This window comes from Flavicella sp. IMCC45537 (genome assembly GCF_057197705.1).
This window is the reverse complement of record NZ_CM170067.1, coordinates 2,455,050-2,479,400: the sequence shown is the minus strand read 5'-3', so window position 1 is coordinate 2,479,400 and position 24,351 is coordinate 2,455,050. Positions and strand designations below refer to the sequence as shown.

Sequence of the window (24,351 nt, the reverse complement as noted above, 5' to 3'; positions counted from 1 at the left end):
CGATGAAAAAATTAATAAAATATACTTTAGCTTCTATGATTGCACTGACTTTAGTGGATTGTACTAGCGACTTTGAAAACATCAATACAAACCCATCAGGGGTTTCTAATGAGAGTTTGACACAAATGAATAATCATATTGGAGGTTCTTTTACTCCTATGTTTTTAAATGTAATGAATGTAACACCTGCATGGAACTTTCAGTTACAGCAAAATTTAAATGGGGATGTGTACTCTGGTTATATGACACCACCGACCCCTTTTGCAGGAAACGTGAATAACATGACTTATTCTTTGGTAGATGGTTGGAATGGGTTTCCATGGTCTGATGCCTATGGGAATGTGATGCCTTTTGTTTTGGATATTAAAAATGCGGTAGATAATGGAGGAGATCCTACGGGAGTGAAATTTGTGTATTTGGCAAATATCATCAAAGTTACCGCAATGCATAGAGTTTCTGATGTATATGGGCCAATTCGTTATTCTAAGTATGATGATTTTGCTACTACTGGAGAATATGATGCGCAAGATGTTGCTTATGCCACTTTTTTCGCTGAATTAGAAGAGGCAATAACAGGTTTAAAGACTTTTGAAGCAGATACTCAATTTGTGCCTTTTGATATGTCTTCTTTAGAAGGAGATATTGCTTTATGGCGTGCATTTGCAAATTCTGTAAGATTACGTTTGGCTTTAAGAGTTGCTAAGGTAGATCCTACACTTGCGAAAACCCAAGGAGAATTGTCTTTGGCTTCTGATGCAGGTTTTTTGGAGTCTGATATGTTTATCAATACCGGATTTGCACACCCTTTAACAGTAATTAGTGGTTCATGGGGAGATATTCGAATGGGAGCAGAAATGGAATCTATTTTGACAGGTTATAACGATGGTAGAATAGAGAAATATTTTTCTCCAGCGGAGGATGAAGCTTTAGCGGGTGCCTACAAGGGAATCCGTATGGGAATTGAAATTGAGGCAAAAACAGAATACGGAGCTCACTCTGCAATTGGTTCTGTTGTGGAAGGAGAAACGATGCAATGGATGACTGCTGCTGAAGTAGACTTTTTACAAGCAGAAGCTGCTTTAAGAGGTTGGGCAGGTGCCGGAACTGCAGCTACGCATTATGAGAATGGTGTAACCGCTTCTTTTGCTCAGCATGGAGTGTCAGATGTGGCAACTTACTTGGCAGATAATACGAGCACACCAGCTGATTTTGTTGATGCTTTGAATAGTGATAATGATATTGCTTATGCAAGTGATGTAAAAATAGCCTATAACGCATCTGGTACTAATGAAGAGCAGTTAGAGCAAATCATTACTCAAAAATGGATTGCAATGTTCCCTGATGGTCAAGAGGCTTGGTCGGAATTTAGAAGAACAGGTTACCCGAGAATTTTTCCGGTAATGGTGAACAATAGTGGAGGTACTATTGATACAGACATTCAAATAAGAAGAATCAATTTTGTGGAAAGCGAAAGAAACACCAATGGAGCAAATGTTGATATTGCTGTAGGATACTTAGGAGGTCCTGATACAGGAGGTACACGTTTATGGTGGGATGTTGCTGGAAGTAATTTTTAAAACATAACCACTGGTTATTTTAAGTTAGGAAGTTTCGATTAGTGATAGGCGGGAGCCTTAAAAAGCTCCCGTTTTATTAAAGAAACAGAAAATGAAAAAGCTAAACTAATTAAAATGTCGAAAAAAAATAATATCGCATATAGTCCAGCTGGGAAATTTGAAGAGACAAGATTTGAGAAAATACACAATGTTATTTTCGATGATTCTAAGCAGGCTTCAATTGAAGTTGCAAATGAAATTGCTAGTTTAATCAAACTAAAGGCTCAAGAAAACAAACCTTGTGTGCTTGGGTTGGCAACGGGCTCTACACCGATAAAAGTGTATGAAGAGTTGATAAGACAGCATCAAGAAGAAGGCCTTAGTTTTCAGAATGTAATTTCTTTCAATTTGGATGAATATTATCCAATGAATCCTGAAGATATACAAAGTTACTATTACTTTATGCATGAATATTTATTCAAGCATGTAGATATATTACCTGAAAATATTAATATTCCTGATGGTTCTTTACAAGGCACAGATTTACATCAATATTGCATCGATTATGAATTAAAAATAAAGGAATTAGGAGGCATAGATTTTCAATTGTTAGGAATTGGTAGAACGGGGCATATCGGATTTAATGAACCCGGGTCTCATTATAATTCAGGTACAAGAACCATTACTTTGGATTCGATGACAAGAGAAGATGCTGCACCCGCATTTTTAGGTTTAGACAATGTGCCCAGAAAAGCCATTACAATGGGAATTGGGACGATCACCAAGGCGAAAAGAATTGTTCTTTTAGCATGGGGAATCACCAAAGCAGATATCATAAAAAAAACAATTGAGGGTGAAGTTACTTCTTCAGTGCCGGCTACCTATCTTCAGAGTCAGGAGAATACTACATTTATTTTGGATAAGGAGGCTTCTTCGGAATTAACAAGAAATAAAACCCCTTGGTTAGTTACCTCTTGTATATGGACAGAAGACTTAAAGAAGAAGGCTATTTGTTGGTTGAGTGAATTGTTGAATAAATCCATTCTAAAATTAACAGACAAAGATTATAATAATAATGGAATGTCTAGTTTGATTGCTGAGGAAGGAAGTGCCTATGAGTTGAATATAGAGATGTTCAATGCCTTGCAGAATACCATTACAGGTTGGCCTGGAGGTAAACCAAATTCTGATCAAACCAAACGACCAGAAAGAGCGACTCCAGAAAAAAAACGAGTGATTATTTTTAGTCCACATCCTGATGATGATGTAATTTCTATGGGTGGGACTTTTGATAGGTTGGTTGAACAAGGTCATGAAGTGCATATTGCCTACCAAACGTCAGGAAATATTGCTGTTTCAGATGATGAAGCATTAAAGTTTGCTGAGGTTACGGGATACATGAATATTCAATCTGATCTAATGAAAGGGGTAATAAATGATATTCAAAGCAAACAACCTTATAGTATTGATAGTCCAGAAACTAGAAAACTAAAAGGAATGATTCGTAGAGGAGAGTCTCTTGCTGCTACACGTTATTTAAGCTTGCCAGATAAAAATGTTCATTTCTTAGATCTTCCATTTTATGAAACAGGTACGGTTAAAAAAGGAAATCTTACTCAGGCTGATATTACAATTATTAGTGATTTGATAACTGACATCAAACCGCATCAGATTTATGCTGCGGGTGATTTAGCGGATCCGCATGGAACACATAAAGTATGTTTAGATGCTATTTTTGCCTCTTTGGAGGAGTTAAAACCACAGAAGTTTATGGACGATTGTTGGGTTTGGTTATATCGTGGAGCTTGGCATGAATGGGAAACACATGAGATAGAAATGGCGGTTCCAATGAGTCCAGATCAAGTATTAAAAAAGCGTCATGCAATATTTTTTCATCAATCTCAGAAAGACGGAGTTATGTTTCAAGGAGATGACTCACGTGAGTTTTGGGTACGTGTAGAAGATAGAAATAGGCTTACAGCAAATAAATACAACCATTTAGGCTTGGCAGACTATGCTGCAATCGAGGCATTTAAACGCTATCATTTCTGATGAAACAGCTAGCTGTGTTATTGCTGTTGGTTGGACTTGTTTCTTGTGAAAAAGAACCGAAGAATAGCGTCGTTGGGACTTGGGAGTTACAGACAGGAATTATTATCAAACAAGGTGATTCCGTATTTACAGATTACACGAAAGAACAACGTTTGATAAAAATTATTAATAATACCCATTTTTCCTTTTTACGACATGATTTGAAAAACGGGACAGGTACTAATAGCATTTTTATTGCGGGAGGTGGTTCTTATAGTTTTGATGGAAAAACGTATAAAGAAAACCTTGAGTTCTGCACAGGAAGAAGTTGGGAAGGAAAAGATTTTTCTTTTGAAATGGAATTTAAAAATGACACATTGATCCAAAGAGGATTTGAAAAAAATGAAGAGGTAGGAATTGATCAAGAAATTATTGAAACCTATGTCAGAACAAAAAAATAAGACCATGAAAAACTATATATATCTATTGTTTTTGGGTTTAGGAATATTATTCCCTTTTTCAATACACGCTCAACAGGCGGAAGAGAAATTGAATCTTATGCCTTGGCCTCAGAAAGTTGAAATACAAGAAGGGAAGTTTTTATTAAATGAAAATTTTAATTTACGTATTAACGGGAATTATAATGACAGAATTCTTAGTTATTCCAATTCGTTTTTAAGGAGACTTGATGGAAGAACAGGCTTGTTTTTTGCACAAGGAATTATTGATAATAAAACATCTTTTTCTGATGAGGCAAGTTTGAATATTGAAATTGAACGCGCTGGAATTGTAGAGTTGCATGAAGATGAATCTTATACTTTAAAGGTTGCCGAAGATGGAATTACTATAAATGCAACTACAGATATTGGAGCCATAAGAGCCTTGGAAACATTATTGCAGTTACAATCCTATACTGAAAACAACTATTATTTTCCTTTGGTTTCGATTTCTGATGCACCGCGTTTTGCATGGAGAGGTTTGATGATTGATGTTTCTCGTCATTTTCAACCTGTGCATGTTATTAAAAGAAATTTGGATGCGATGGCGGCAGTGAAGCTGAATTTGTTTCATTGGCATCTCTCGGATGATCAAGGGTTTCGAGTGGAGATAAAAAAACATCCAAAATTGACACAGTTAGGGTCTGATGGGGATTTTTATACGCAGAGTCAAATAAAAGATGTTGTTGCATATGCTGCAGCTAGAGGGATACAAGTAGTTCCAGAAATTGATGTGCCAGGTCATGCTTCTGCATTGTTAACAGCCTATCCAGAACTTGGAAGTGCCGTGAGAGAAAATTCTATAGAAAGGAATGCTGGAATTTTTGATCCAACTTTAGACCCAACAAACAAAAGAACGTATAAGTTGCTGGCTGATATCTTTAAAGAATTGGCAGCTTTATTTCCTAGTAATTATGTGCATATTGGTGGGGATGAAAACGAAGGGAAAGATTGGGACAGTAATAAGGATATTCAGGCGTTTATGTTAAAAAATGGTTTACAAACAAATCATGATTTACAAACGTATTTTAATATCAAACTTCAAAAAATCCTTCAAAAGAATGGGAAACAAATGATTGGGTGGGAAGAGATCCTAACACCTACCATTCCTACCTCAGCAATTATTCATTCGTGGAGAGGTGAAAATGAAGGCTTACCAGCAAAGCAATCTTTAGTGAATGCTACTAAGAATGGAAATCAGACAATATTATCTAATGGGTATTATATTGATTTGATGTATTCGGTAGAAGATCATTATAAGGTAGATCCTATGCCAAATGTTAGTTTGACAGAGGAAGAAAAAAATAGAATATTGGGAGGGGAGGCTACCATGTGGAGCGAATTAACGACGTCTAGAAGTATAGATTCAAGAATTTGGCCTAGAACCGCTGCAATTGCAGAAAGATTTTGGTCTCCAAAAGAAATAGTATCTATCGAAAGTATGTATAGAAGATTGGAAGTTGTAAATCATCAATTAGAAGAATTAGGATTGTTACATATTTCTAACCGAGCAGTGATATTTAGGAATTTAACCGATAATCAGTCTGTTGAGTCTATTAGGGTTTTGTCTGATGTGTGTGAGCCGCTAAAGGGATATACTAGAAATAAAGATGGAGTGGAGTATCAAATGTATTCTCCGTTTACCTTGTTTGCTGATGCATGTATTGCTGATGCCAAACAGAAAAGAAATTTTGCTTCTTTGGTTGATTCTTTTGTGTCCGATGGAACAAAAACCAGTGAGTTGAGAGAACTATTGTTGCTATGGAAAAACAATTATAATGAATTTATGAAACTGAAAAGTAATCCAAAATTACAGCAGTTGGAGCCAATGGTTGCAGATTTAGCGACGGTTTCTGAATTGTTGTTAAATAGTATTGAGGCTACTGAAAATGATGCAGATCGATTTAAGGAATTGGATGCGGCTATTTTAAAGCTGAATGCAAACACTATTGATGTTGAGTTTGCGATTTTAGAAAGCTTGCAGTCATTGAGTGATTATTTGAAGAATAAAAAATATTTAGAGTCAAATACAGTGTCTCAACATTGAGATAATGTAAGTTTAGTATGTTTAGTTCGGTGTCCCAAATGGAAAGAGATTTTTATTTGGGATTTTTGTATGATACTATTCTAGATATTTAAAAATAGAAAGATTATCATTATTATGAAACAATATAAAATGGGTGGTTCCTTGAATTTCTATTTTTTTCATGGCCTTGGTGTTTTTTTGGACAGGAAAGAAAGGGGTTAGTTTACTAGTTAATTCTTTATCTTGAATATTTAAAACAAAACCTTTAGCGGCATCGTATCGAACTGTTTCTACTTCGGCTTCATAGATGTTACCAACTCCAATAAGTTTCTTGTTATTTTGTTTGTCTTGATGTGTTACAAAATCCAAAGTAGGACCGAGTTGACAGTTGATAGGTAATTTAATTTCTTTAAATTTTTTATTTCCTAAGTTTTCTAGTAAAATAGATTCAAAAGTATTGGCGTACAGGTGCAGGGCCTTTTCTAGCTTTTCTTTCCCATAAATTTGATCTAAAGTAGCATTTGCAAATTGTTGGTACGTAGCAATTTTTTTTGCTAAAAAAGGGGTTTGTTCCGTAGAGCATTGTTTTCCTCTAACAGGTACTAAATTACCATTTAAGGTTTTACTTAGGATAATATCGAAACTAGAATTATTGTCAAAATAGTCCGCATAGATATGCAAGGGTTTTGTATGACTAGGATGGAATTTATTGTTTAAACCCATGTTTCCAATGAAATAATCTTGATCTCCGTCTCCATCGTAATCATAAGCTTTAATGGATTGATACCAGCCTTTATTTTTGTCAAGTTTAGGGAGGTTTAGTTTTTGAAATTTACCATTTGTGTTTTCAAATATGCCAATAGATTTCCATTCAGCAGCGAGTATTAAATCTTGATCACCATCATTGTCAATATCACTGAATAAACTTTGGTTGATCATCCCAAAATCTCTTAATCCTTTTGAGTATTCATCTGTAATATCTTTAAAAACACCTAGATTGTTTTGTAGTAAATATGAGTTGGGTGCGGTTGGATATTTTCCAGGTACCACCCTACCTGCAATAAAAACATCTAAATCATTATCTTGGTCAATATCAGCGATGGTTATATCATTGGTAGAAGACAGCATTTTGGGAAATGAACCTTCTGAAAAAACGCCACTTCCATTATTGAGGTAAATTCTATCTTGTAGCAAAGGAGAGTTGGGTTTCAATTCGTAACCACCGCTGGTTACAATCAAGTCTAAATCAGTGTCTCCATCGGCATCGAAGAAAATCGCATTTTGATCTTCGTATTTGGCATGTTTTATAAAAATTGGATTATGGATTTGGCTAAAGGTTCCTTTGTTGTTTTGTAACAGAATTTGCCCGGGTTTTCTAAATCCATTTCCCAAAAATAAATCCTGTAATCCATCGTTATTTACATCCCCAATGGCTATAGCCTTGCTTTGAGTTGATTGTTTTTGTGGTAGTAATAGTTGAAGTTTGTAATCATTAAAATTATTTTCAAAATGTTGAAATTCAATACCCAGATCTTTGGCAGAGATTTCAAGAAAAGAATTTTTTACTTTTGGTTTTAAGTATTGATTCTTCTGCAGTGTATATTGAAACTCAATGCAAGTATTTGCGCTAATTTGTTTTTTAATTTCTGTGGTTTTATCAGGCCATATCACTTGAATACTATCAATAGTTGTGCTAGATCCAATTCCAAAATTAAGGATGTTACTGATGCTCGATTGATATCCTCTACTGGTATTTTGTGAGAGTAATTGTTTTTGGTTGTTATGATACAAAATCACATCAGCACCTAAGGCATTTTTATTCTTTATGGAGCCTGTTAAGATTACCTTGATATAATTATTTTTACTGTTGTTTTTGTAGATAAAAGCATTTTCGTTTTGATTATTTACAATCAAGTCTAAGTCACCATCATTATCTAAATCTGCGTAGGCTGCGCCATTTGAGTTTACTTTTTCTTCTAACCCTGATAGTTGTGAATGATCCTTGAAACGAAGGTCCTTAGAATTTAAATAAAGGTAATTATGTAATTTTTCGGAAGGCATCATATTGATTGCTTCTTGCAAGGAAACTTTTCTTTTGTTTTGAATGTTTCCTTTCAGTTTGTTTCTGAAATCTTGATTGGATAGATCATTTTCTATTCCATTAGTGATAAAGATATCTTTGTAGCCATCATTATTAAAGTCAGCGATTAAGGGTGCCCAGCTCCAATCTGTTTTTGAGATTCCTGCAAGTTGACCTATTTCACTAAATTGTTTAACACCTCTATTAATTTGAAGCATATTTGCCATGTATTGATAATGATATCCTGAGGTTACCAAAGCATTGAAATTATCAGTACTCATGGTAGCCATATTTTTTTTGCTTCGCTTATGATCGGCAGCCATCATATCTAAAACAATTAAATCAGGCAATAAATCATTATTGATATCTGCGAAATCCGATCCCATACTATTGGCAGAAATATGATTGAAAAATTGTTTTGCAGATTCTGTAAATGTTCCGTTTTTATTATTGATATATAAGAAATCAGGTTGTAAAAAATCATTAGCAACAAATATATCTGGATAGCCATCTTGGTTAAAATCACCGATGGAAGCACTTAAGCCCCAAGCACAATTTTTGATTCCTGATTCAGCTGTGATGTTTTTAAAGGTTCCTTCTATATTTTCGAAAAGTTGATCAGACATTTCCAATATTGAGGTTTCTTTCTTTTCAATAATGGCATTGTTTTTAAAATCTGGTCTGTGATTGACTAAATACATATCCAAATCTCCATCGATATCAAAATCAAAAAAATAAGCCTGCGTTGAGAACCCTTGATGGTCTAGCTGGTATTGTTTTGCAGATTCTGTAAATGTTCCGTTTTTATTATTAACAAAGAGTTTATTTTTCCTTTTTTCACTATTTCTTAAAGATCCTGATTTACAAACATACATATCAGGCCAAGAGTCTTGATTGATATCTACAACGGTTACTCCAGTGGTCCATCCTTCTTTGTCTGCTACGTTTGCTTTTTGCGTGATGTCTTCAAAAATAAAATTTCCTTTATTTAAGTATAGTTTATTTGAATTTTGGTTTGAAGAAAAGTAAATATCCTCTAGTCCATCTTGATTGAAGTCTAAAATAGCTACACCACCACCATTGTAAATATAAGGGTAGTTTAAAAAGTTAAAAGATAGGTTTTCCGTTACTTGGTTGGAGAAATCTATGTTGGATGTTGCAACAGGAACTTTACTAAATAAAATGGTGTTTTCTGTGTTCTTTTCTGAAGATGAATCAGAGCAAGAAAAGATAAAAAATAGAAGGGTACAGTAACTGAAAAATCTCATAATTCACTTTTTTTAAATTTACAAAGAATTTAAAATCAAATGAATTATGAGAAGGTACTTATGTCTATGTTTTTGGGTTGTTTGTCGATAAATTGACTTAGTTAACTAACTCAAATTGTGTTTTTATTGGTACACCATACAATGATTCAAGATCATTTTTGATTTTTTCGTAAAATTTAGTCATCGGAGGAACACTAAAATTTTTCCAAAATTCAGGGTGATAAGGAACCTTAATATCTCCCATGTCAACACCTTCAACCATGTTATCTTTTACTTTTATTTTGTCTTTATCTGTAATAACTTCAAGTACAAAAGCTTCATGTTTGTAGGCAACTGGAAGACTAGTTTTTGTTGTGTTCAAGGCCGCTTGCTGTTGTGGTGTTAATTTTTTACTATGCTTCATTTCTCGTTTGTGATAGCTTAAATATAGTTTTCCATCTTTGTTTTTTTTATAGATATATACAGCGTTGTTAAGTGTTGTTTCAAACCTGTAAACACTATAATTATCTAAACCAACATAAAGTTTGATGCGTAACCATTTGTGCTTTGTACTCTGACCTTCAACAATAACAACACTTTCTCCATCATAACTTGTATCATCAATTTTGGTCCAGGTATAATTTTTGTCTTTGATTTTTTTTCTAAGAAGGTTTTGATCAGCCATATATTTTATGGCATGTTCCCATTGTTTTGTTTTTAAAAATCTATAGTCTGCAGATTTTCTTCCTTCTACTAATTCAATACTTCGCATTGTAGGAGATGAAGGACCGTTGTCTTTTATTTTCAAATAATGTTCTACAAAAAAACGAGAAACATTGTTTTCAACCGATGATCTTCTATAAAGAACATTGTATTGAAAGGTATTTCTAAGGGTGGTGTTTTTGATGTTTTTTATTGCAAGCTTTGGGTATTCTCCTGTTGCTAGAATTTCAATATCATCAAGCTGCATGATGTCTTCTTCAATAATTATGGTTTTGTCGTCAAGCTCAATAAAATCTTTTATTAGAATTTTAAAGGTTTTGTAACCAATTGTTGAAATTTCTAAAGTATCGTTTACAACTTCTTTCGGGATGGATAATAAAAATGTTCCTTCATCAGTACTAGAGGTACCAATGTTTTTAGATGGAATAGTAATCGCCGCATAAGGAATTGTGTAATCATTGGTGTCCTTGATAAGGCCTTCAAAGGTTAATTTTTCTTGCGAGAAGATGCTTTCGCAAAAAAAGATTGAGATGACTCCAAGGAGCATCATTTTTAGTGAGATTGATTTCATATTAGTTCTATTGGTTATTGTTTTACAGAATTTAATCCGTGTTAATTGTTTGGTTTTTTCGAACAATTTTGAAGTAAACATGTTTTATAAAAATAATATCTTTTCATGAATCTTCCATAATGTTAGAAATTAATTGCTGAGAATAAGACATTTATTCTGTTGTTTTTTTTAGAGATGCAGTTTTTGTGTAGTTTATTTGAGAATATAGGAGGGTGTCCAAATTATGTCCATACTGTATTTTTTCCTTAGTAAAGACGAGGTGGTAATTTTGGAAGAAATTATTTAAACACCTATTTATTTATGATTTATTTAAAAAAAATGAGTTCTGTTGTTGTCTTACTTTTGGCGGTATTCTCCATGAATGCTCAAGTATGGAAAGATGCAAATGCAAACATTGATGAAAGAGTAGAAGATCTATTGTCTAAGATGACGCTAGAAGAAAAAATAAGCTATTGCGGTTCAAGAATTCCTGCTATAGAGCGTTTAGACGTTCCTTATTTTGAATGGTATGGTGAAGCGTTGCATGGAATTATTGCATGGAATTGTACACAGTTTCCTCAAAATATTGCGATGGGATCTACTTGGAATCCTGATTTGATGTTTGACGTTGCAACTGCAATTTCAAATGAATCAAGAGCCCTCAAAAATATGGGTAAAAAAGAAGTTATGATGTTCTCTCCTACTGTAAATATGGCTCGTGATCCAAGATGGGGAAGGAATGAAGAATGCTATAGTGAGGATCCTTATTTAATGTCAGAAATGGCTCGAATGTATATTAGAGGAATGCAAGGTAATGATCCAAATTACTTAAAAACAGTTACGACTGTAAAGCATTATGTAGCTAATAATGTAGATAAAGGAAGAGAAAGGTCTCATTCAATGATTGGAAAAAAAGATTTGTATGAATATTACTTTCCAGCATATAAAACATGTATCGTAGATGAGAATGCTACCGGAATAATGACGGCTTTGAACGGGTTAAACGGAGTTCCTTGTTCTGCGGATGAATGGTTAGTAAATGGTGTTTTGAGAAATGAATGGGGATTTGAAGGATATGTGATTGCAGATTGGGCGGCAGTTCAAGGATTAGAAACTCGTATGCGTTATGCTTCTTCACAGGCAGAGGCTGCAGCGATGGCGATTAAAGCGGGTGTAGATCAAGAGTGTTTTAGAAATGCAGTGAAAAAAGCGCCGATGGTAAATGCTTTACCGGAAGCTATTAAGCAAGGTTTATTAACAGAAGAAGAAATCAATGTATCTGTAAGGAGAATGTTAAAATTAAGGTTTAGAACAGGAGATTTTGATGCTCCTTCCTTAAATCCTTATTCTAAAATACCAAAAAGCGTTTTGGAATGTGATGCTCATAAAGAATTGGCGTTAAAAGCGGCTGAACAATCTATCGTATTACTGAAAAATAAAAAAGACATACTTCCTTTAAAAAAGGCCATCAAGAGCATTGGAGTGGTAGGTCCATTTGCTGATAGATGTTGGTTAGGGATTTATTCAGGAAATCCTAAAAGTAAAGTGTCCCCTTTACAAGGAATTAAAAATAGTACTTCTGCGGAAGTATTATATGCTGAAGGTTGTGCTTTGGCCAAAGATAAAGACGATGCAAAAAAAATAGCTGAAGCTGTTGAGGTTGCCAAAAAATCTGAATATGTTGTGGTTTTGGTTGGTAATGATGAGGCTACGGCTACGGAAAATGTAGATAGAAAATCATTGAAATTACCAGGAAATCAGCATAAGTTGATAAAAGCCGTACAAAAGGTAAATAAAAATGTGATTGTTGTGTTGATTCCTAGTGGTGCAACGGATGTTTCTTGGGAGCAGAATAATGTACCTGCGATCGTATGCGCTTGGGCAAACGGACAAGAACAAGGAACAGCTTTGGCTAAAATGTTGTTTGGAGATGTAAATCCAGGAGGGAAATTGAATGCAACTTGGTTTAAATCTGATAATGATTTGCCAGATTTCAACGATTATAATGTTCAAAACGGAAGGACTTATATGTACTTTAAGGGAGATGCTTTGTATCCATTTGGTTATGGTTTGAGCTATACTGATTTTGAAATAGGAAAAATGACTCTTGATACGAAAACCTTAAAACAAGAACAATTTCTTACGGTTACAGCAACAGTTACCAACACAGGTGAAGTAGCTGGTGATGAGGTTGTGCAAGTATATATTAAAGATGTTAAGTCGTCTCAAAAAACTCCTATGAAAGCACTTAAAGGATTTCAAAGAGTGTCTGTAAATGCAGGAGAAAGCAAGACGGTTGAGGTTAAAATACCTTATGAAGCGTTTTCATATTATAATGTTTCAGAAGAGAAATTTAAAGTGGAAGCTGGGAAGTTTGAAATTTTAGTTGGAAATTCTAGTGAGGCAATTAGTGAAGTGAAAACGATAAAGGTGGAAGCAGGTACCATCCCAGACATTAAAGTGGGTGACAAAAGTGGTTACTATAATTTTGATCCTGCAAAGCATGGTAGAAGTTGGGATTATCTTTATTCTAAACCATCAGATATGAATAGTGTATCTAAAAAGGAAAAAGATACTTCAAGCTGGGTTGAGTATGAGATTACTTTTCTTGATCCTGGTTTTTATGTGAATACTTGGGATGCAGAGTTAACTTTTAAGTCGGCAAGTAAAGAAGCAATTATTGAGACTTTTATGGCAGGGAATTCAATAAAAACCTATACGATTCTGAATAAACAACAAAAATTACAAATTAAGATTCCGATTCCACCAGAATATGGTCAACCTGTAAGGTTAAGAATTAACACTAGAAAAGGGGTTGTAGATCATGAGTCAATTAAAATAATTCCACCAGGTGATGTGAAACCTTTTGTGATCACAAAAATTGTGAATAGGTCTAAGAAATAAGTTTTGTGAGTAGATTATAGTTAGTGAAATTCGGGTAGACTTAGGTTTATCCGAATTTTTTTAAATAGAATTTATATAGGAAACAAGGTTGTCATCTCTTTGTAAATCTAGTTTTTTTCTGAGACGATATCTAGCTTTATTTACACTGTCTGGTGATATACCAAGTAGATCGGCCATTTCCTTTGTAGAAAAATTAAGTTTTACTAGAGCGCATAATTTCAATTCATTTCTGCTCAGGTTTTTGTGCTTTATTCCCAGTCGTTCGTAAAAAGAACTATTTACTTGGATAAATCTAGCCTCAAACTCATCCCAGGTTTTGGTAGAATTGACTTTTATGGTACTTTTTATTTTGTCAACAGAAGAAAAATTATGTTTGTTTACTTCATCTAAACCTTTTTTTATTTCCTCTAATAATTTGTCTTTTTCTATTAATTGAAGTGCAGTAACAGCTAGTTCTTTTTTCTTAATTTCAATTGCTGCCAAGGCTCTTTCTTCAGTCAGTTTTTTCTCTATGTGGTGTTTTTTTCTCAATAATTTAATCACAATAAATGCAGAAATAATTAAAATTACGATTAATACGATAGAGAATAATAATTGAGAATTCAGAGTTGCTTTTTGGGCATTGACTAATTTTAATTCTTGTTCTTTTTTGATTCTATTGTTAGCAATAATCGATTTTCTATAAGAATCTTTTATTTCAAATAATTGTTTGTTTCGTTCGCTTTGGCTTCCAAATAAACTATCGCCAAGGGTTTTGGCTTCGTTAATCTGTTCGTAAGCTAGTTTGTAGTTTCCAAGTTCTTTATAAAGCCGTGATGTTTTTTCTAATAAACCTACTCTAAGTCCCAATCTGATTTTTTGTTCAGAAATTAACTGTAAGCTTTTTTTGTAAGATTGTAATGCAGCTTTTGTTCGATTTTGCTTCGCGTACAAATCACCCAACATAGAGTATATGATGGATCCATAATTATGCTTTTCTGGAATTTCCTTCAAAAGAGAAGAAATTAATTTTTCAGAAGCTTTATAATCGCCAGTAAGGGTATACAGATGCGCTTGCTCTGTAAGTACATAAATTTGGCTTTTTAAAGGGGTATGTAGTGAGTCAAGAATTATTTTACTAACCGTAAGGTATTGTTGCGCTAATTTATATTCTTGATTCATTCTATAGGTAAGCGCTGCGGTATAATAAAGATTGGATTTTTCTTTCGGATTGCTATAGATGCCAGATTTTTTAGCATTATATAACATGGAATCAATAGCAGAAATAGCTTTGTGTTTTTTATGAAAAATAGAGTATAAAAGGGTCAGGTTTTTATAGGCATCGTATTTTATTTTTGGGTTTTGTAAAGAATCAGAAGTTTTTAAAACATCCCATATTTTGTCATATGCTTCTGGGTAATAAGCAAGTGAAGTAAGGTGCTTAGATTCTTTTAGATCTTGTTGAATTTTTAAAACAAGGCTGTCTTTAACAAAAGTTGTATCTTTTGATTTCGCTGATGAAATAAATGAAAAACAGCATAAAAAAAATACAATCCATTGACGCATAAGCTATTTTGTTTGTGAGGTAATTTAAGGTTACAAACTAAGAATAATATTTAATATAGCCTTGTTTCAACTAAAAAATCCCCTTACTTTTTAGGTAAGAGGATTTAGATTTAGATTTTTGTTAGAACAATTTTTTTCTTTTGTTTGTTCACCATTTCAGCATAGAAGTTTTTTAGGTCTGCATAGAACAAGGGTGAAATAATTGGACTGTTAATAGCCTCTTCGGTTTTGATACTTATGCTGTTTCCATTAGCATTAATTAGAAACTTGTAGACTCCTAGATTTTCTGGTAAGCCAATTCCAAAAGTTTCTGGAATGGATTCAATCTGATATCCGTCAGGTATTTTAATTGAAATAATGTTTTTTTCCTTCCATGGGCTACCGTAGTCTACAGGGAATTTTCTGTCTTCTGTTTTAAACGGATTTACTCTTGTAGTAAAGAAAAATAAAGGATCAATGTACATTTTTCCGTTAATCACTTCAATGATATCATCGCTCTCAAACTGAATCATTTGAGAAATAGGTTTGTATGGAAGATCTTTATTGCTAATTCTAAAATTATTGATTTCAACATGAAATTTGTTTTCTAGTTTTTGAATCAAATCTTCATCCTTTTTTTTGCCGTTTTTATTTCTGTAAGAAAAAGCCTTAAGTCCATCTATTTTACACCTAAGCAAACCTTTTACGTGAAAATTTTCGTCGATAGAGATACTCAAAGAGTTCGTTTCTTCAGAGTATTTTTTAGGAACCAAACTAATTGGCTTAGAACGCCCATCATCTGCAATCATTCTACCGTCCCAATTCAAGTCTCTTAACGGAAGGTTATTTGGTGAGCTGTATTTTTCTGTTGCATCCAATAGAATATAGCCAGATCCTTCAGCATGAACAGCGGCAATGACATAATTATATCCTTCTAAAGTTGGGAAAAATGGGATTCCATGGTCTCTGGTACTCAATAAAACAGGATTCGCTGTAAAGCCTGCTTCTCTTAGCATAGAGACTAACATTAGATTTATTTCTGCAACATTTCCAGATCCTTCTTTGTAAGCTTTTCGCACACCTTGGTTGGTGTATTTTCCTGAATATCCATTCCATTTTACCTTTGATTTAGCAAATTCTAAAATGGTGATTAATTTTTGTTGGTAGGTTGTTTTTCCTTCAAGAATCCTGGCTAGATCCTCTTTAAAATAATTGGAATATTTTAACTCTTGACCAAAACTTGAGTTTTCAAAAATAGTTTTGCTTACTGATTCCCATGTGGTACTGTATTGCTCGGTATTTGAGTTAGGGAATCTAGTAGAACTTAGTTCGTATTTTACACCACCTCTATAGTTGTTGATACTACTCATATAGGGTTCATTGTCTCTAAGTGCAGGGATGTCTTTTTTACTATAAACCGTGTGTTTTGAGGTATGGTTAATTTTTTGATCGTCATAAGTGGTAGAAACAACATCCCCAGTTGATCTACTTTTATTCGTCCAGCTGATACTTCTGTTTAACGTTTCTTCTTGTGCTGGAATAAAGTAAAAGCCTTTGTTGCGTTTGCTAAAATTAAAGTATTCAGGAATCTCGGTAGAATAGTAAAGTTCTTTGATTGGTATTTCATATTGAAAGTCCAAATCACGAATATCCCAGTAGGGAGAAATTATTGTATAGCTGTATTCAATAATAGATCCTTCGTTTATATTAGGCATTGTAAATTTTTTATTTGCCCAAAATTTGTTAGTTTGATCTTGAAAGACATTTTGAGAAGAAAGTTTTTCTTTTTTGATCTTGCCATTTTCAAGGTTATAAGTATAGGCTTTTATTTTATGTACTTCTTCATCGGTAGAGCCCGTTTCAGGGTCATAATAATTAATGGTTACTGTTGCATTATCAAAACCATCTTTATTATATATTTTAATAATTTCATGGACTTTGGTAACCAATTCAAAATTGAATTTCTGTTCGTTAAATACAAAATTTGTTTCTCGTTTTTTATAGAGATAACATGCATTGGCAAGACTGTCTTTTGCATAAGAAGTTTCTTGAAGTTCTTCTTTTTGTATTTTTCCAAATTTTCTTTTTTGGGCAAAAGTCAATGTTGTTACGAGTAACATAACAAACAATATTTGTAGGTTTTTCATGTTTATTTTTTAGTTAGTGCAATTCTTAGGTTATCGTATTTTGATATGGTTTTTAAAAAATTCCTATAAGTGTTATAAGATTCCTTAGGGAAAGTGCCATCATAAATTGATAGGCTTCTATGATAGGTAAAATGAGTTTCATCTATTTTTTCAAAATAAACTTCATAATGCCCAAAGTCATTTATGACCTCTTTCTTTTCTGGTAAGTAGGATGCTTGATAAGATGCTGGTATTTCAAAAGTATATGCATCAACATCCTTAAACCCCCTAGAAACCTCAATAGGTAATTTTCTAGAAGCAACCCTAGGAGGTAGTTTTTGATACTTATTGAAAATATTAACTCTAAGGAGTAAATCGTTACCGGCAAAAGAGGCATAGTTGTTTATTTTAACCGCAACATGCTCATTAAAAATTATAGAATCTTTGTTGTTCTTAAACGTGTAAGACTCAAGTTTTAAATTATTGAGATTTTTCCAATAATTAGAGATATAATAGGTTTGTACTTCTTTCGGGTTGTTGTTTTCTAAATGATAATGTTGGTTGTATTGCGTACCCTTTGTTTCAATGTTTATATTAGCTGCAATATTTCCTTCTTCAGTTAAATTTATTTTTCCTAATGTTTTTTGCAGATTGGTCGCATTTTTATAAATAGCTGTGTGTTTGATAAACCCTCCTTCTGGACTTAATATCAAAGCATCTCTATCATCTGTAAACGTACCAAGAAATCCAAAGGGTATCGTCTGGCTGGTACATTCTAACCAATAATCTTTTCCCTTATAAGGTAGATTTAATATTATATGATCTCCTTGGATAGAATGAAAATCTTTTTCAATATTTCTTTTGCTACTTTTGGAGTAGATTTCTGTATAGTAAGATGTTATTCCAACGGCTTCTAATAGCGATTTAGTGTAGTTTGTAAGGCCTTTGCAATCTCCATAGCCTAATTTGTCAACATCATTGGAATACGCCGGTGTTAGTCCTCCAATACCATATTGAACACTTATGTATCTTGTGTTTTGCTGAACGTAATTATAGATAAATTTAGCTTTTTCTAAGGTGTCCGTTATATGCTCTGTAAGTTTTTGAATTCTTGATTTGGCTTCGTCTGATAGATTGTTTTTTTCTTTGATCAAAACATCGTATTCCCACTTTCCAAATTCTTTCCAATTTGTGGCGCTTCCTTTTAAGCCTTTTATGGCATACGTATCTAACCCAAATAAAACGGTGGGAAATAATTTTGAAATGCTAGGAGCGTAACGCTCATATTGCAGCGCCTTTTGTTTGTTTATCTCATAACTAACTCTGGTTGGTTGTTTTGTTGATTGGATGTCAAAACCTTCAAAATTTCTTTCCTTTGTTCTTAAGTTTATTTCTTTAGGGTTTAGAATAGTATATAGGTTTTTTTCTACGGAAACATGAAAGCCTTCTATGGGAAACCAGCGTGCTATAGCACTTGTTGTATTGGTCTCAATTTCAGACTCTAGAACAACAGTATAAGGATAGGAGCTAGCCGTATATTCTAAGTATTTATACCTGCCGTCAGAAGCTAATGTTCCACCATCTGTTGCAGTCACATCTTGGAATTTTGATTTGGAGTATTTTTTAATCTTTTTACCAGCTGAATTATAAATTGTTGCTTGAAGGGCAATTATTTTTTGATGGTCGCTATAATAGAAAGTTCCATTTAGGTTTCGTTTCCCTACTTTATTTAGGATGGTTACTATACGTTTCTTTTTAATTTTCATTTTGTCACTATCCTCAATAATAGCCGTAGTTTCGTTTAACCTAACAACAGCATTTGCATTTTCTTTTAATTCCTTTGGAATTAAAAATGAAGCTAACGAGATTTCTTGAGAAAGTAAGTCGGTATTCGATATCAGAAACACCAAAAAAAATAGGGGTAATTGTTGTAGTTTCATAGCTTGTTTTGAAGGTGTAAAAGTAATAAAATGAATTGTTAAAGGTTTGTTTTTTAACAAATGTTATTTTTACGTTTAACTGTGTTTTTCCGGAGTTTATAACAAATGAAGCGGTACAGTTTGAAAAACGAAAACCCTATAGAGTTGTATCTATAGGGTTGGGTTTATTGATTTTATTAAATTAAGCCATTTTGATTTTTTTTCTTTTGTTGAAGTTAGAAAATACTTTAAAAGTATAGGAGACTAGAACACCAATTGCAACTGCGAAAATAAGATCCCAAAACACGGTTAAGGTTAAAACTAGAAGCATCACTATGGTGTCTTTTACGGGTTGGGAATGAAGACTTTTTAAACCCTTTTTATCCAAAACACCGATTCCCACGGTTACTAATATTCCTGCAAGTACTGCGTTAGGTATATGCGAGGCAAGTGGACCTAATAACATCAAGAAACATAGAAGTAATGCAGCGGCTACCATACCTGATACCCTAGATTTTCCACCAGCATCTATATTGACAACTGTTCTGATGGTGGCTCCAGCACCTGGAATTCCTCCAAATATAGCGGCTATGGAGTTTCCTATTCCTTGTCCGATTAATTCTTTGTTACTGTTGTGTTTTGTGTCTGTCATATTATCTGCGACAACAGAGGTTAATAAAGAGTCTATTGTTCCTAAAAGAGCTAAAGAAAGTGCTGTCAATAAATATGGTGAAAAAGAAGCTATTGAAAAACTTGTAAAAAGATCGAAGTTTAGTTTAGGAAATCCGGATGGGATATTTCCTATTATTCCGAAAGATTCGGCTGGAAGAAATAGAATAGAAAATATACTAACGCTTAACAATGCAACTAAAGTGCTAGGTACTGCCTTTGTAATTCTTTTAAATCCATATATGATTGCAATAGTTGCCACAGCAAGCAAAAATTCTATTGTATTGATATGTGTGATTGCGTATGGTATTGTTTTGATAGAGGCTATGACACCTCCAGTTTTAAATCCTAATACATTTGGAAGTTGGGTAATTAAGATGATACAACCAATTCCGCTCATAAATCCGGATACTACGGTTGCAGGTATGTATTTGATAAGCGTACCTAATTTTAAGATACCAAAAAGAATTTGAAATAAGCCTGCTGCAAAAAACACAAAAAGTATAAGTGGTAAAGCTTTAGAAATATCACCGTTATTTGCATGAAGTATGGTAGCTACTGCAACTAAACTTACAGCGGTCATGGGGGCTGTTGGGCCACTTATTTGTGTGGAAGTACCTCCAAATAATGCAGCGAAAAATCCTATAAAAATTGCTCCGTATAATCCAGCTGATGCCCCTAAACCTGATTGTAATCCGAATGCGAGTGCTAGAGGTAACGCTACGATTCCTGCGGTTATTCCTCCTAATAAATCTCCTTTAAAATTTTGTAACATAGTCTTGTGATTTTGATACTGTAAAATTATCAAACCACACTGTTAAAAAAAGACTAAATAGTCTTTTTAACGAAAACGATATATTAATAAATTCACTTATTTAAAGGGTTGGATTTGATAGAGTTCAAAAGAAAAGCCCTTTTCAAATGAATGAAAAGGGCTTTTAATATTTAAGTTAAAAAGTAGTTTTATAAACTAGCTTTTAAGAATTCTCTGTTCATACGAGCAATGTTTTCTAAAGAAATTCCTTTAGGACATTCTACCTCACATGCACCTGTATTCGTACAGTTTCCGAAACCTTCATCATCCATTTGCTGAACCATGCTTAAAACTCTTTCAGTTGCTTCCACTTGCCCTTGTGGTAATAAAGCATACTGCGATACTTTGGCTCCAACAAATAGCATTGCAGAAGAGTTTTTACAAGTTGCAACACAAGCTCCACAACCGATACAAGTTGCAGCATCCATTGCTTTGTCTGCATCAATTTTAGAAATAGGCGTAGCGTTGGCATCTTGTGTATTTCCAGAAGTATTTACAGAGATATAACCACCTGATTGTTGAATTCTATCAAAAGCAGTACGGTCTACAACTAAATCTTTAATTACAGGGAAAGCAGTAGCTCTAAATGGCTCAATATGGATCGTATCTCCATCTTTGAAAGAACGCATGTGTAACTGACAAGTAGTGATTCCTCTATCAGGTCCATGAGCTTCACCATTGATGTACATAGAACACATACCGCAAATTCCTTCACGACAATCGTGGTCAAATGCAACAGGCTCTTCACCTTTATTGATCAATTGTTCATTCAAGACATCCATCATTTCTAAGAACGACATATGCTCTGAAATATCAGTTACTTTATAATCCACTAATTGACCTTTGTCATCAGCGTTTTTTTGTCTCCAGATTTTTAGTGTTAAATTCATAGTGTCTTCTTATTTGTATGAACGTTGTTTTAGTTCAATGTCATTAAATTCTAATTCTTCTTTATGAAGTACCGCATCTCCAGGTTCTCCTTTGTATTCCCAAGCAGAAACATAAGCAAAATCTTTATCGTTACGTTTTGCCTCTCCTTCTTGTTCTCCGTCTAATTCAACAGATTCTTCTCTAAAGTGACCTCCACAAGATTCGTTTCTGTTCAAGGCATCTTTAGCAAATAATTCTCCTAATTCTAAGAAATCTGCAACTCTAGTTGCTTTTTCTAATTCCGGGTTCATTTCGTTAGAGTTTCCAGGTACAGTTACGTTTTTCCAGAAGTCTTCACGTAAAGCTTTGATTTCAGCCATTGCTTCTTTCAAGCCTTTTTCATTTCGAGACATACCTACTTTGTCCCACATGATTTTTCCTAATTTCTTATGGTAATAATCTACGGAGTGTGTTCCCTCATTCGTCACAAAGAAATTAATCAATTCTTTAACAGATTTTTCAGCCTCATCAAATTCTGGAGAATCTGTAGAGATTTTTCCAGTTCTAATATCATCAGATAAGTAATCACCAATAGTATATGGTAATACGAAGTATCCATCAGCCAAACCTTGCATTAAGGCAGATGCTCCAAGTCTGTTTGCACCGTGATCAGAGAAGTTTGCTTCTCCAATACAGTAACATCCTGGGATGGTAGTCATCAAGTTGTAGTCAACCCAAACACCACCCATAGTGTAGTGAGTTGCTGGGTAAATCATCATTGGTGTTTTGTATGGATTCTCATCAACGATTTTCTCATACATTTGGAATAAGTTTCCGTATTTCGCTTCAACAACAGCTTGACCTAAGTCATATATTTCTGATGCTGATGCATTGTCAATACCTTTGATTTTAGCTTGTTCTTTTCCGTAACGATCAATTGCCGCTGCGAAATCTAGGTATACAGCTTCTCCCGTTGCATTAACTCCGTAACCAGCATCACAACGTTCTTTTGCTGCTCTTGAGGCAACATCACGAGGTACTAAGTTACCAAATGCAGGATATCTTCTTTCTAAGTAATAATCTCTATCAGCTTCAGCAATTTCTGTCGCTTTTAATTTTCCTTCTTGAATTGCTTTTGCATCCTCTAATTTAGCAGGAACCCAGATACGACCATCATTACGCAAAGACTCTGACATCAAAGTCAATTTAGATTGGTAGTCACCTGATCTAGGAATACAAGTTGGGTGAATTTGAGTATAACAAGGGTTTGCGAAAAATGCTCCTTTTTTGTGGATTTTCCAACCAGCGGTAACGTTAGATCCCATGGCATTTGTAGAAAGGAAGTATACATTTCCGTATCCTCCAGATGCAATTACTACTGCGTGAGCAGAGTGACGTTGAATTTCACCAGTAATCATGTTACGAGCAATAATTCCTCTTGCTTTTCCGTCTACTAAAACTACATCTAGCATTTCGTGACGGTTGTGCATTTCTATTTTTCCACGAGCAATCTGACGGTTCATGGCAGAATAAGCTCCTAATAATAATTGTTGTCCTGTTTGACCTTTAGCATAAAAAGTACGAGATACCAATACACCACCAAATGAACGGTTGTCTAACAATCCTCCATAGTCACGTGCAAAAGGAACTCCTTGAGCAACACATTGGTCAATAATGTTTCCAGATACTTCTGCCAAACGGTGTACGTTTGCTTCACGAGAACGGTAGTCACCACCTTTTACAGTGTCATAAAACAATCTGTAAGTAGAGTCACCGTCACCTTGATAGTTTTTTGCAGCATTGATCCCTCCTTGTGCAGCAATAGAGTGTGCTCTACGCGGTGAATCTTGGTAAGCAAATGCTTTTACGTTATATCCTAACTCAGCTAATGAAGCGGCAGCAGAACCACCAGCCAATCCTGTTCCAACAACAATAACATCAATGTTACGCTTGTTCGCAGGGTTTACTAAGTCGATTTTGTCTTTGTATGTTGTCCACTTATCTTTAATTGGACCTTTAGGAATTCTTGAATTTAAAGTCGTCATATGTATCTAAGATTAATGGTTTAAGAAATGAAATACTGCTACTAAAATAAATCCAGCAGGAATAATAATAGAATATAGTTTACCTGCAGCTTTCACTGTTTTTGTGTACTTGTTATTGAATCCCATAGACTGGAAAGCCGATTGAAATCCATGAGATAAATGCAATCCTAACAATACGAAAGAAACTACATAAGCAAGTACTCGTAATGGATTTACAAATTTATGTTGTAACTCTTCAAAGTACCTGAAGTCTTGAGTACCCTCTAATAAACCGCTCATGTCTCCATGAATATATTTTGTGTTTAGTTCAGGAATCCAAAAATCAATAAAGTGTAAAACGATAAAAGCAAGAATTACCAATCCGCTGTAAATCATATTTCTTGAAGTCCAAGTTGAGTTGGCAGCTCCATTGTCTTTTGCATACTTTACTGCAGTTGCTTTTTTGTTTTTTAATTCTAATACAAATCCCATTACAAAATGAAATACAACACCAAAAATTAAGATAGGCTGTAATACAAATTGAACCATTGGGTTTGTTCCCATAAAGTGAGATAAATGGTTGAATAATGTTTCGCTAAATAATGAAGTTAAATTAACCGATAAATGCATTATTAAGAAAAAGATAAGGAACAGTGCTGACAGTGCCATGGCCACTTTCCTTGCAATTGATGAAGATAGAAATCCGCTCATTTTTAATTTAGTTTTATGAATCGCACAAATGTACTACTTAGATTTTCTTTTGAGAAAAAAAGACGCTTTTTTTTTGCTTA

14 protein-coding genes are annotated in these 24,351 nt (G+C 34.0%); 5 read left to right on the top strand and 9 right to left on the bottom strand.

Annotation, left to right across the window (positions count from 1 at the left end):
* Window positions 1-2: 2 nt before the first annotated feature.
* The 4 genes from AC2DGP_RS10140 to AC2DGP_RS10125 all read left to right on the top strand — a co-directional run bounded on the left by AC2DGP_RS10140 (window position 3) and on the right by AC2DGP_RS10125 (window position 6,131).
* The gene (locus AC2DGP_RS10140) at window positions 3-1,577 is read left to right on the top strand and encodes a RagB/SusD family nutrient uptake outer membrane protein (protein WP_484489946.1); all 1,575 of its coding nucleotides are present in this window, start codon (window positions 3-5) and stop codon (window positions 1,575-1,577) included.
* Between the two features lie 114 nt (window positions 1,578-1,691).
* Window positions 1,692-3,608 (top strand): glucosamine-6-phosphate deaminase, encoded by a 1,917-nt coding sequence (nagB, locus tag AC2DGP_RS10135; RefSeq protein WP_484489945.1) that lies wholly within the window; start codon window positions 1,692-1,694, stop codon window positions 3,606-3,608.
* Complete coding sequence (locus AC2DGP_RS10130; RefSeq protein WP_484489944.1) at window positions 3,608-4,048, top strand: hypothetical protein; 441 nt, start codon at window positions 3,608-3,610, stop codon at window positions 4,046-4,048. The genes nagB and AC2DGP_RS10130 overlap by 1 nt, the downstream gene beginning before the upstream one ends.
* 4 nt (window positions 4,049-4,052) lie before the next feature.
* Window positions 4,053-6,131 carry a beta-N-acetylhexosaminidase gene (locus tag AC2DGP_RS10125; RefSeq protein ID WP_484489943.1) on the top strand — a complete coding sequence of 693 codons (2,079 nt, stop codon included), beginning with the start codon at window positions 4,053-4,055 and terminating at the stop codon, window positions 6,129-6,131.
* 75 nt (window positions 6,132-6,206) lie between these two features.
* Here AC2DGP_RS10125 and AC2DGP_RS10120 read toward each other — a convergent pair whose 3' ends face one another.
* The gene (locus tag AC2DGP_RS10120) at window positions 6,207-9,458 is read right to left on the bottom strand and encodes a VCBS repeat-containing protein (protein WP_484489942.1); all 3,252 of its coding nucleotides are present in this window, start codon (window positions 9,456-9,458) and stop codon (window positions 6,207-6,209) included.
* Between the two features lie 97 nt (window positions 9,459-9,555).
* Window positions 9,556-10,731 carry a carboxypeptidase-like regulatory domain-containing protein gene (locus tag AC2DGP_RS10115; RefSeq protein ID WP_484489941.1) on the bottom strand — a complete coding sequence of 392 codons (1,176 nt, stop codon included), beginning with the start codon at window positions 10,729-10,731 and terminating at the stop codon, window positions 9,556-9,558.
* 300 nt (window positions 10,732-11,031) lie between these two features.
* On the opposite strand from AC2DGP_RS10115, the gene AC2DGP_RS10110 reads away from it, so the two are divergent.
* Window positions 11,032-13,614, top strand: coding sequence for a glycoside hydrolase family 3 C-terminal domain-containing protein (locus tag AC2DGP_RS10110; protein WP_484489940.1), 2,583 nt, complete (start codon window positions 11,032-11,034; stop codon window positions 13,612-13,614).
* A gap of 60 nt (window positions 13,615-13,674) precedes the next feature.
* On the opposite strand, the gene AC2DGP_RS10105 is transcribed toward AC2DGP_RS10110, so the two are convergent.
* The 7 genes from AC2DGP_RS10105 to AC2DGP_RS10075 all read right to left on the bottom strand — a co-directional run bounded on the left by AC2DGP_RS10105 (window position 13,675) and on the right by AC2DGP_RS10075 (window position 24,271).
* Entirely contained in the window at window positions 13,675-15,159 is a 1,485-nt protein-coding gene (locus AC2DGP_RS10105; RefSeq protein WP_484489939.1) for a tetratricopeptide repeat protein, read from the bottom strand.
* Between the two features lie 110 nt (window positions 15,160-15,269).
* Complete coding sequence (locus AC2DGP_RS10100; RefSeq protein WP_484489938.1) at window positions 15,270-17,285, bottom strand: DUF3857 domain-containing protein; 2,016 nt, start codon at window positions 17,283-17,285, stop codon at window positions 15,270-15,272.
* A 2-nt stretch (window positions 17,286-17,287) separates the two neighbouring features.
* Window positions 17,288-19,204: a DUF3857 domain-containing protein gene (locus tag AC2DGP_RS10095; RefSeq protein ID WP_484489937.1), complete on the bottom strand. Its 1,917-nt coding sequence runs from the start codon at window positions 19,202-19,204 to the stop codon at window positions 17,288-17,290.
* A 181-nt stretch (window positions 19,205-19,385) separates the two neighbouring features.
* Entirely contained in the window at window positions 19,386-20,627 is a 1,242-nt protein-coding gene (locus AC2DGP_RS10090) for a SulP family inorganic anion transporter (RefSeq protein WP_484489936.1), read from the bottom strand.
* Window positions 20,628-20,815: 188 nt separating this feature from the next.
* Entirely contained in the window at window positions 20,816-21,556 is a 741-nt protein-coding gene (locus tag AC2DGP_RS10085) for a succinate dehydrogenase/fumarate reductase iron-sulfur subunit (protein WP_484489935.1), read from the bottom strand.
* 9 nt (window positions 21,557-21,565) lie between these two features.
* On the bottom strand, window positions 21,566-23,581 hold the full coding sequence (locus AC2DGP_RS10080) for a fumarate reductase/succinate dehydrogenase flavoprotein subunit (protein WP_484489934.1): 2,016 nt from the start codon (window positions 23,579-23,581) through the stop codon (window positions 21,566-21,568).
* 12 nt (window positions 23,582-23,593) lie between these two features.
* Window positions 23,594-24,271: a succinate dehydrogenase cytochrome b subunit gene (locus AC2DGP_RS10075; RefSeq protein ID WP_484489933.1), complete on the bottom strand. Its 678-nt coding sequence runs from the start codon at window positions 24,269-24,271 to the stop codon at window positions 23,594-23,596.
* Between the last annotated feature and the right edge of the window lie 80 nt (window positions 24,272-24,351).

What these genes read in the sequence shown, in the direction of transcription:
- AC2DGP_RS10140 (WP_484489946.1), top strand. Translation starts at nt 3, where the DNA reads ATGAAAAAATTAATAAAATATACTTTAGCTTCTATGATTGCACTGACT.
- nagB (WP_484489945.1), top strand. Translation starts at nt 1,692, where the DNA reads ATGTCGAAAAAAAATAATATCGCATATAGTCCAGCTGGGAAATTTGAA.
- AC2DGP_RS10130 (WP_484489944.1), top strand. Translation starts at nt 3,608, where the DNA reads ATGAAACAGCTAGCTGTGTTATTGCTGTTGGTTGGACTTGTTTCTTGT.
- AC2DGP_RS10125 (WP_484489943.1), top strand. Translation starts at nt 4,053, where the DNA reads ATGAAAAACTATATATATCTATTGTTTTTGGGTTTAGGAATATTATTC.
- AC2DGP_RS10120 (WP_484489942.1), bottom strand. Translation starts at nt 9,458, where the DNA reads ATGAGATTTTTCAGTTACTGTACCCTTCTATTTTTTATCTTTTCTTGC.
- AC2DGP_RS10115 (WP_484489941.1), bottom strand. Translation starts at nt 10,731, where the DNA reads ATGAAATCAATCTCACTAAAAATGATGCTCCTTGGAGTCATCTCAATC.
- AC2DGP_RS10110 (WP_484489940.1), top strand. Translation starts at nt 11,032, where the DNA reads ATGATTTATTTAAAAAAAATGAGTTCTGTTGTTGTCTTACTTTTGGCG.
- AC2DGP_RS10105 (WP_484489939.1), bottom strand. Translation starts at nt 15,159, where the DNA reads ATGCGTCAATGGATTGTATTTTTTTTATGCTGTTTTTCATTTATTTCA.
- AC2DGP_RS10100 (WP_484489938.1), bottom strand. Translation starts at nt 17,285, where the DNA reads ATGAAAAACCTACAAATATTGTTTGTTATGTTACTCGTAACAACATTG.
- AC2DGP_RS10095 (WP_484489937.1), bottom strand. Translation starts at nt 19,204, where the DNA reads ATGAAACTACAACAATTACCCCTATTTTTTTTGGTGTTTCTGATATCG.
- AC2DGP_RS10090 (WP_484489936.1), bottom strand. Translation starts at nt 20,627, where the DNA reads ATGTTACAAAATTTTAAAGGAGATTTATTAGGAGGAATAACCGCAGGA.
- AC2DGP_RS10085 (WP_484489935.1), bottom strand. Translation starts at nt 21,556, where the DNA reads ATGAATTTAACACTAAAAATCTGGAGACAAAAAAACGCTGATGACAAA.
- AC2DGP_RS10080 (WP_484489934.1), bottom strand. Translation starts at nt 23,581, where the DNA reads ATGACGACTTTAAATTCAAGAATTCCTAAAGGTCCAATTAAAGATAAG.
- AC2DGP_RS10075 (WP_484489933.1), bottom strand. Translation starts at nt 24,271, where the DNA reads ATGAGCGGATTTCTATCTTCATCAATTGCAAGGAAAGTGGCCATGGCA.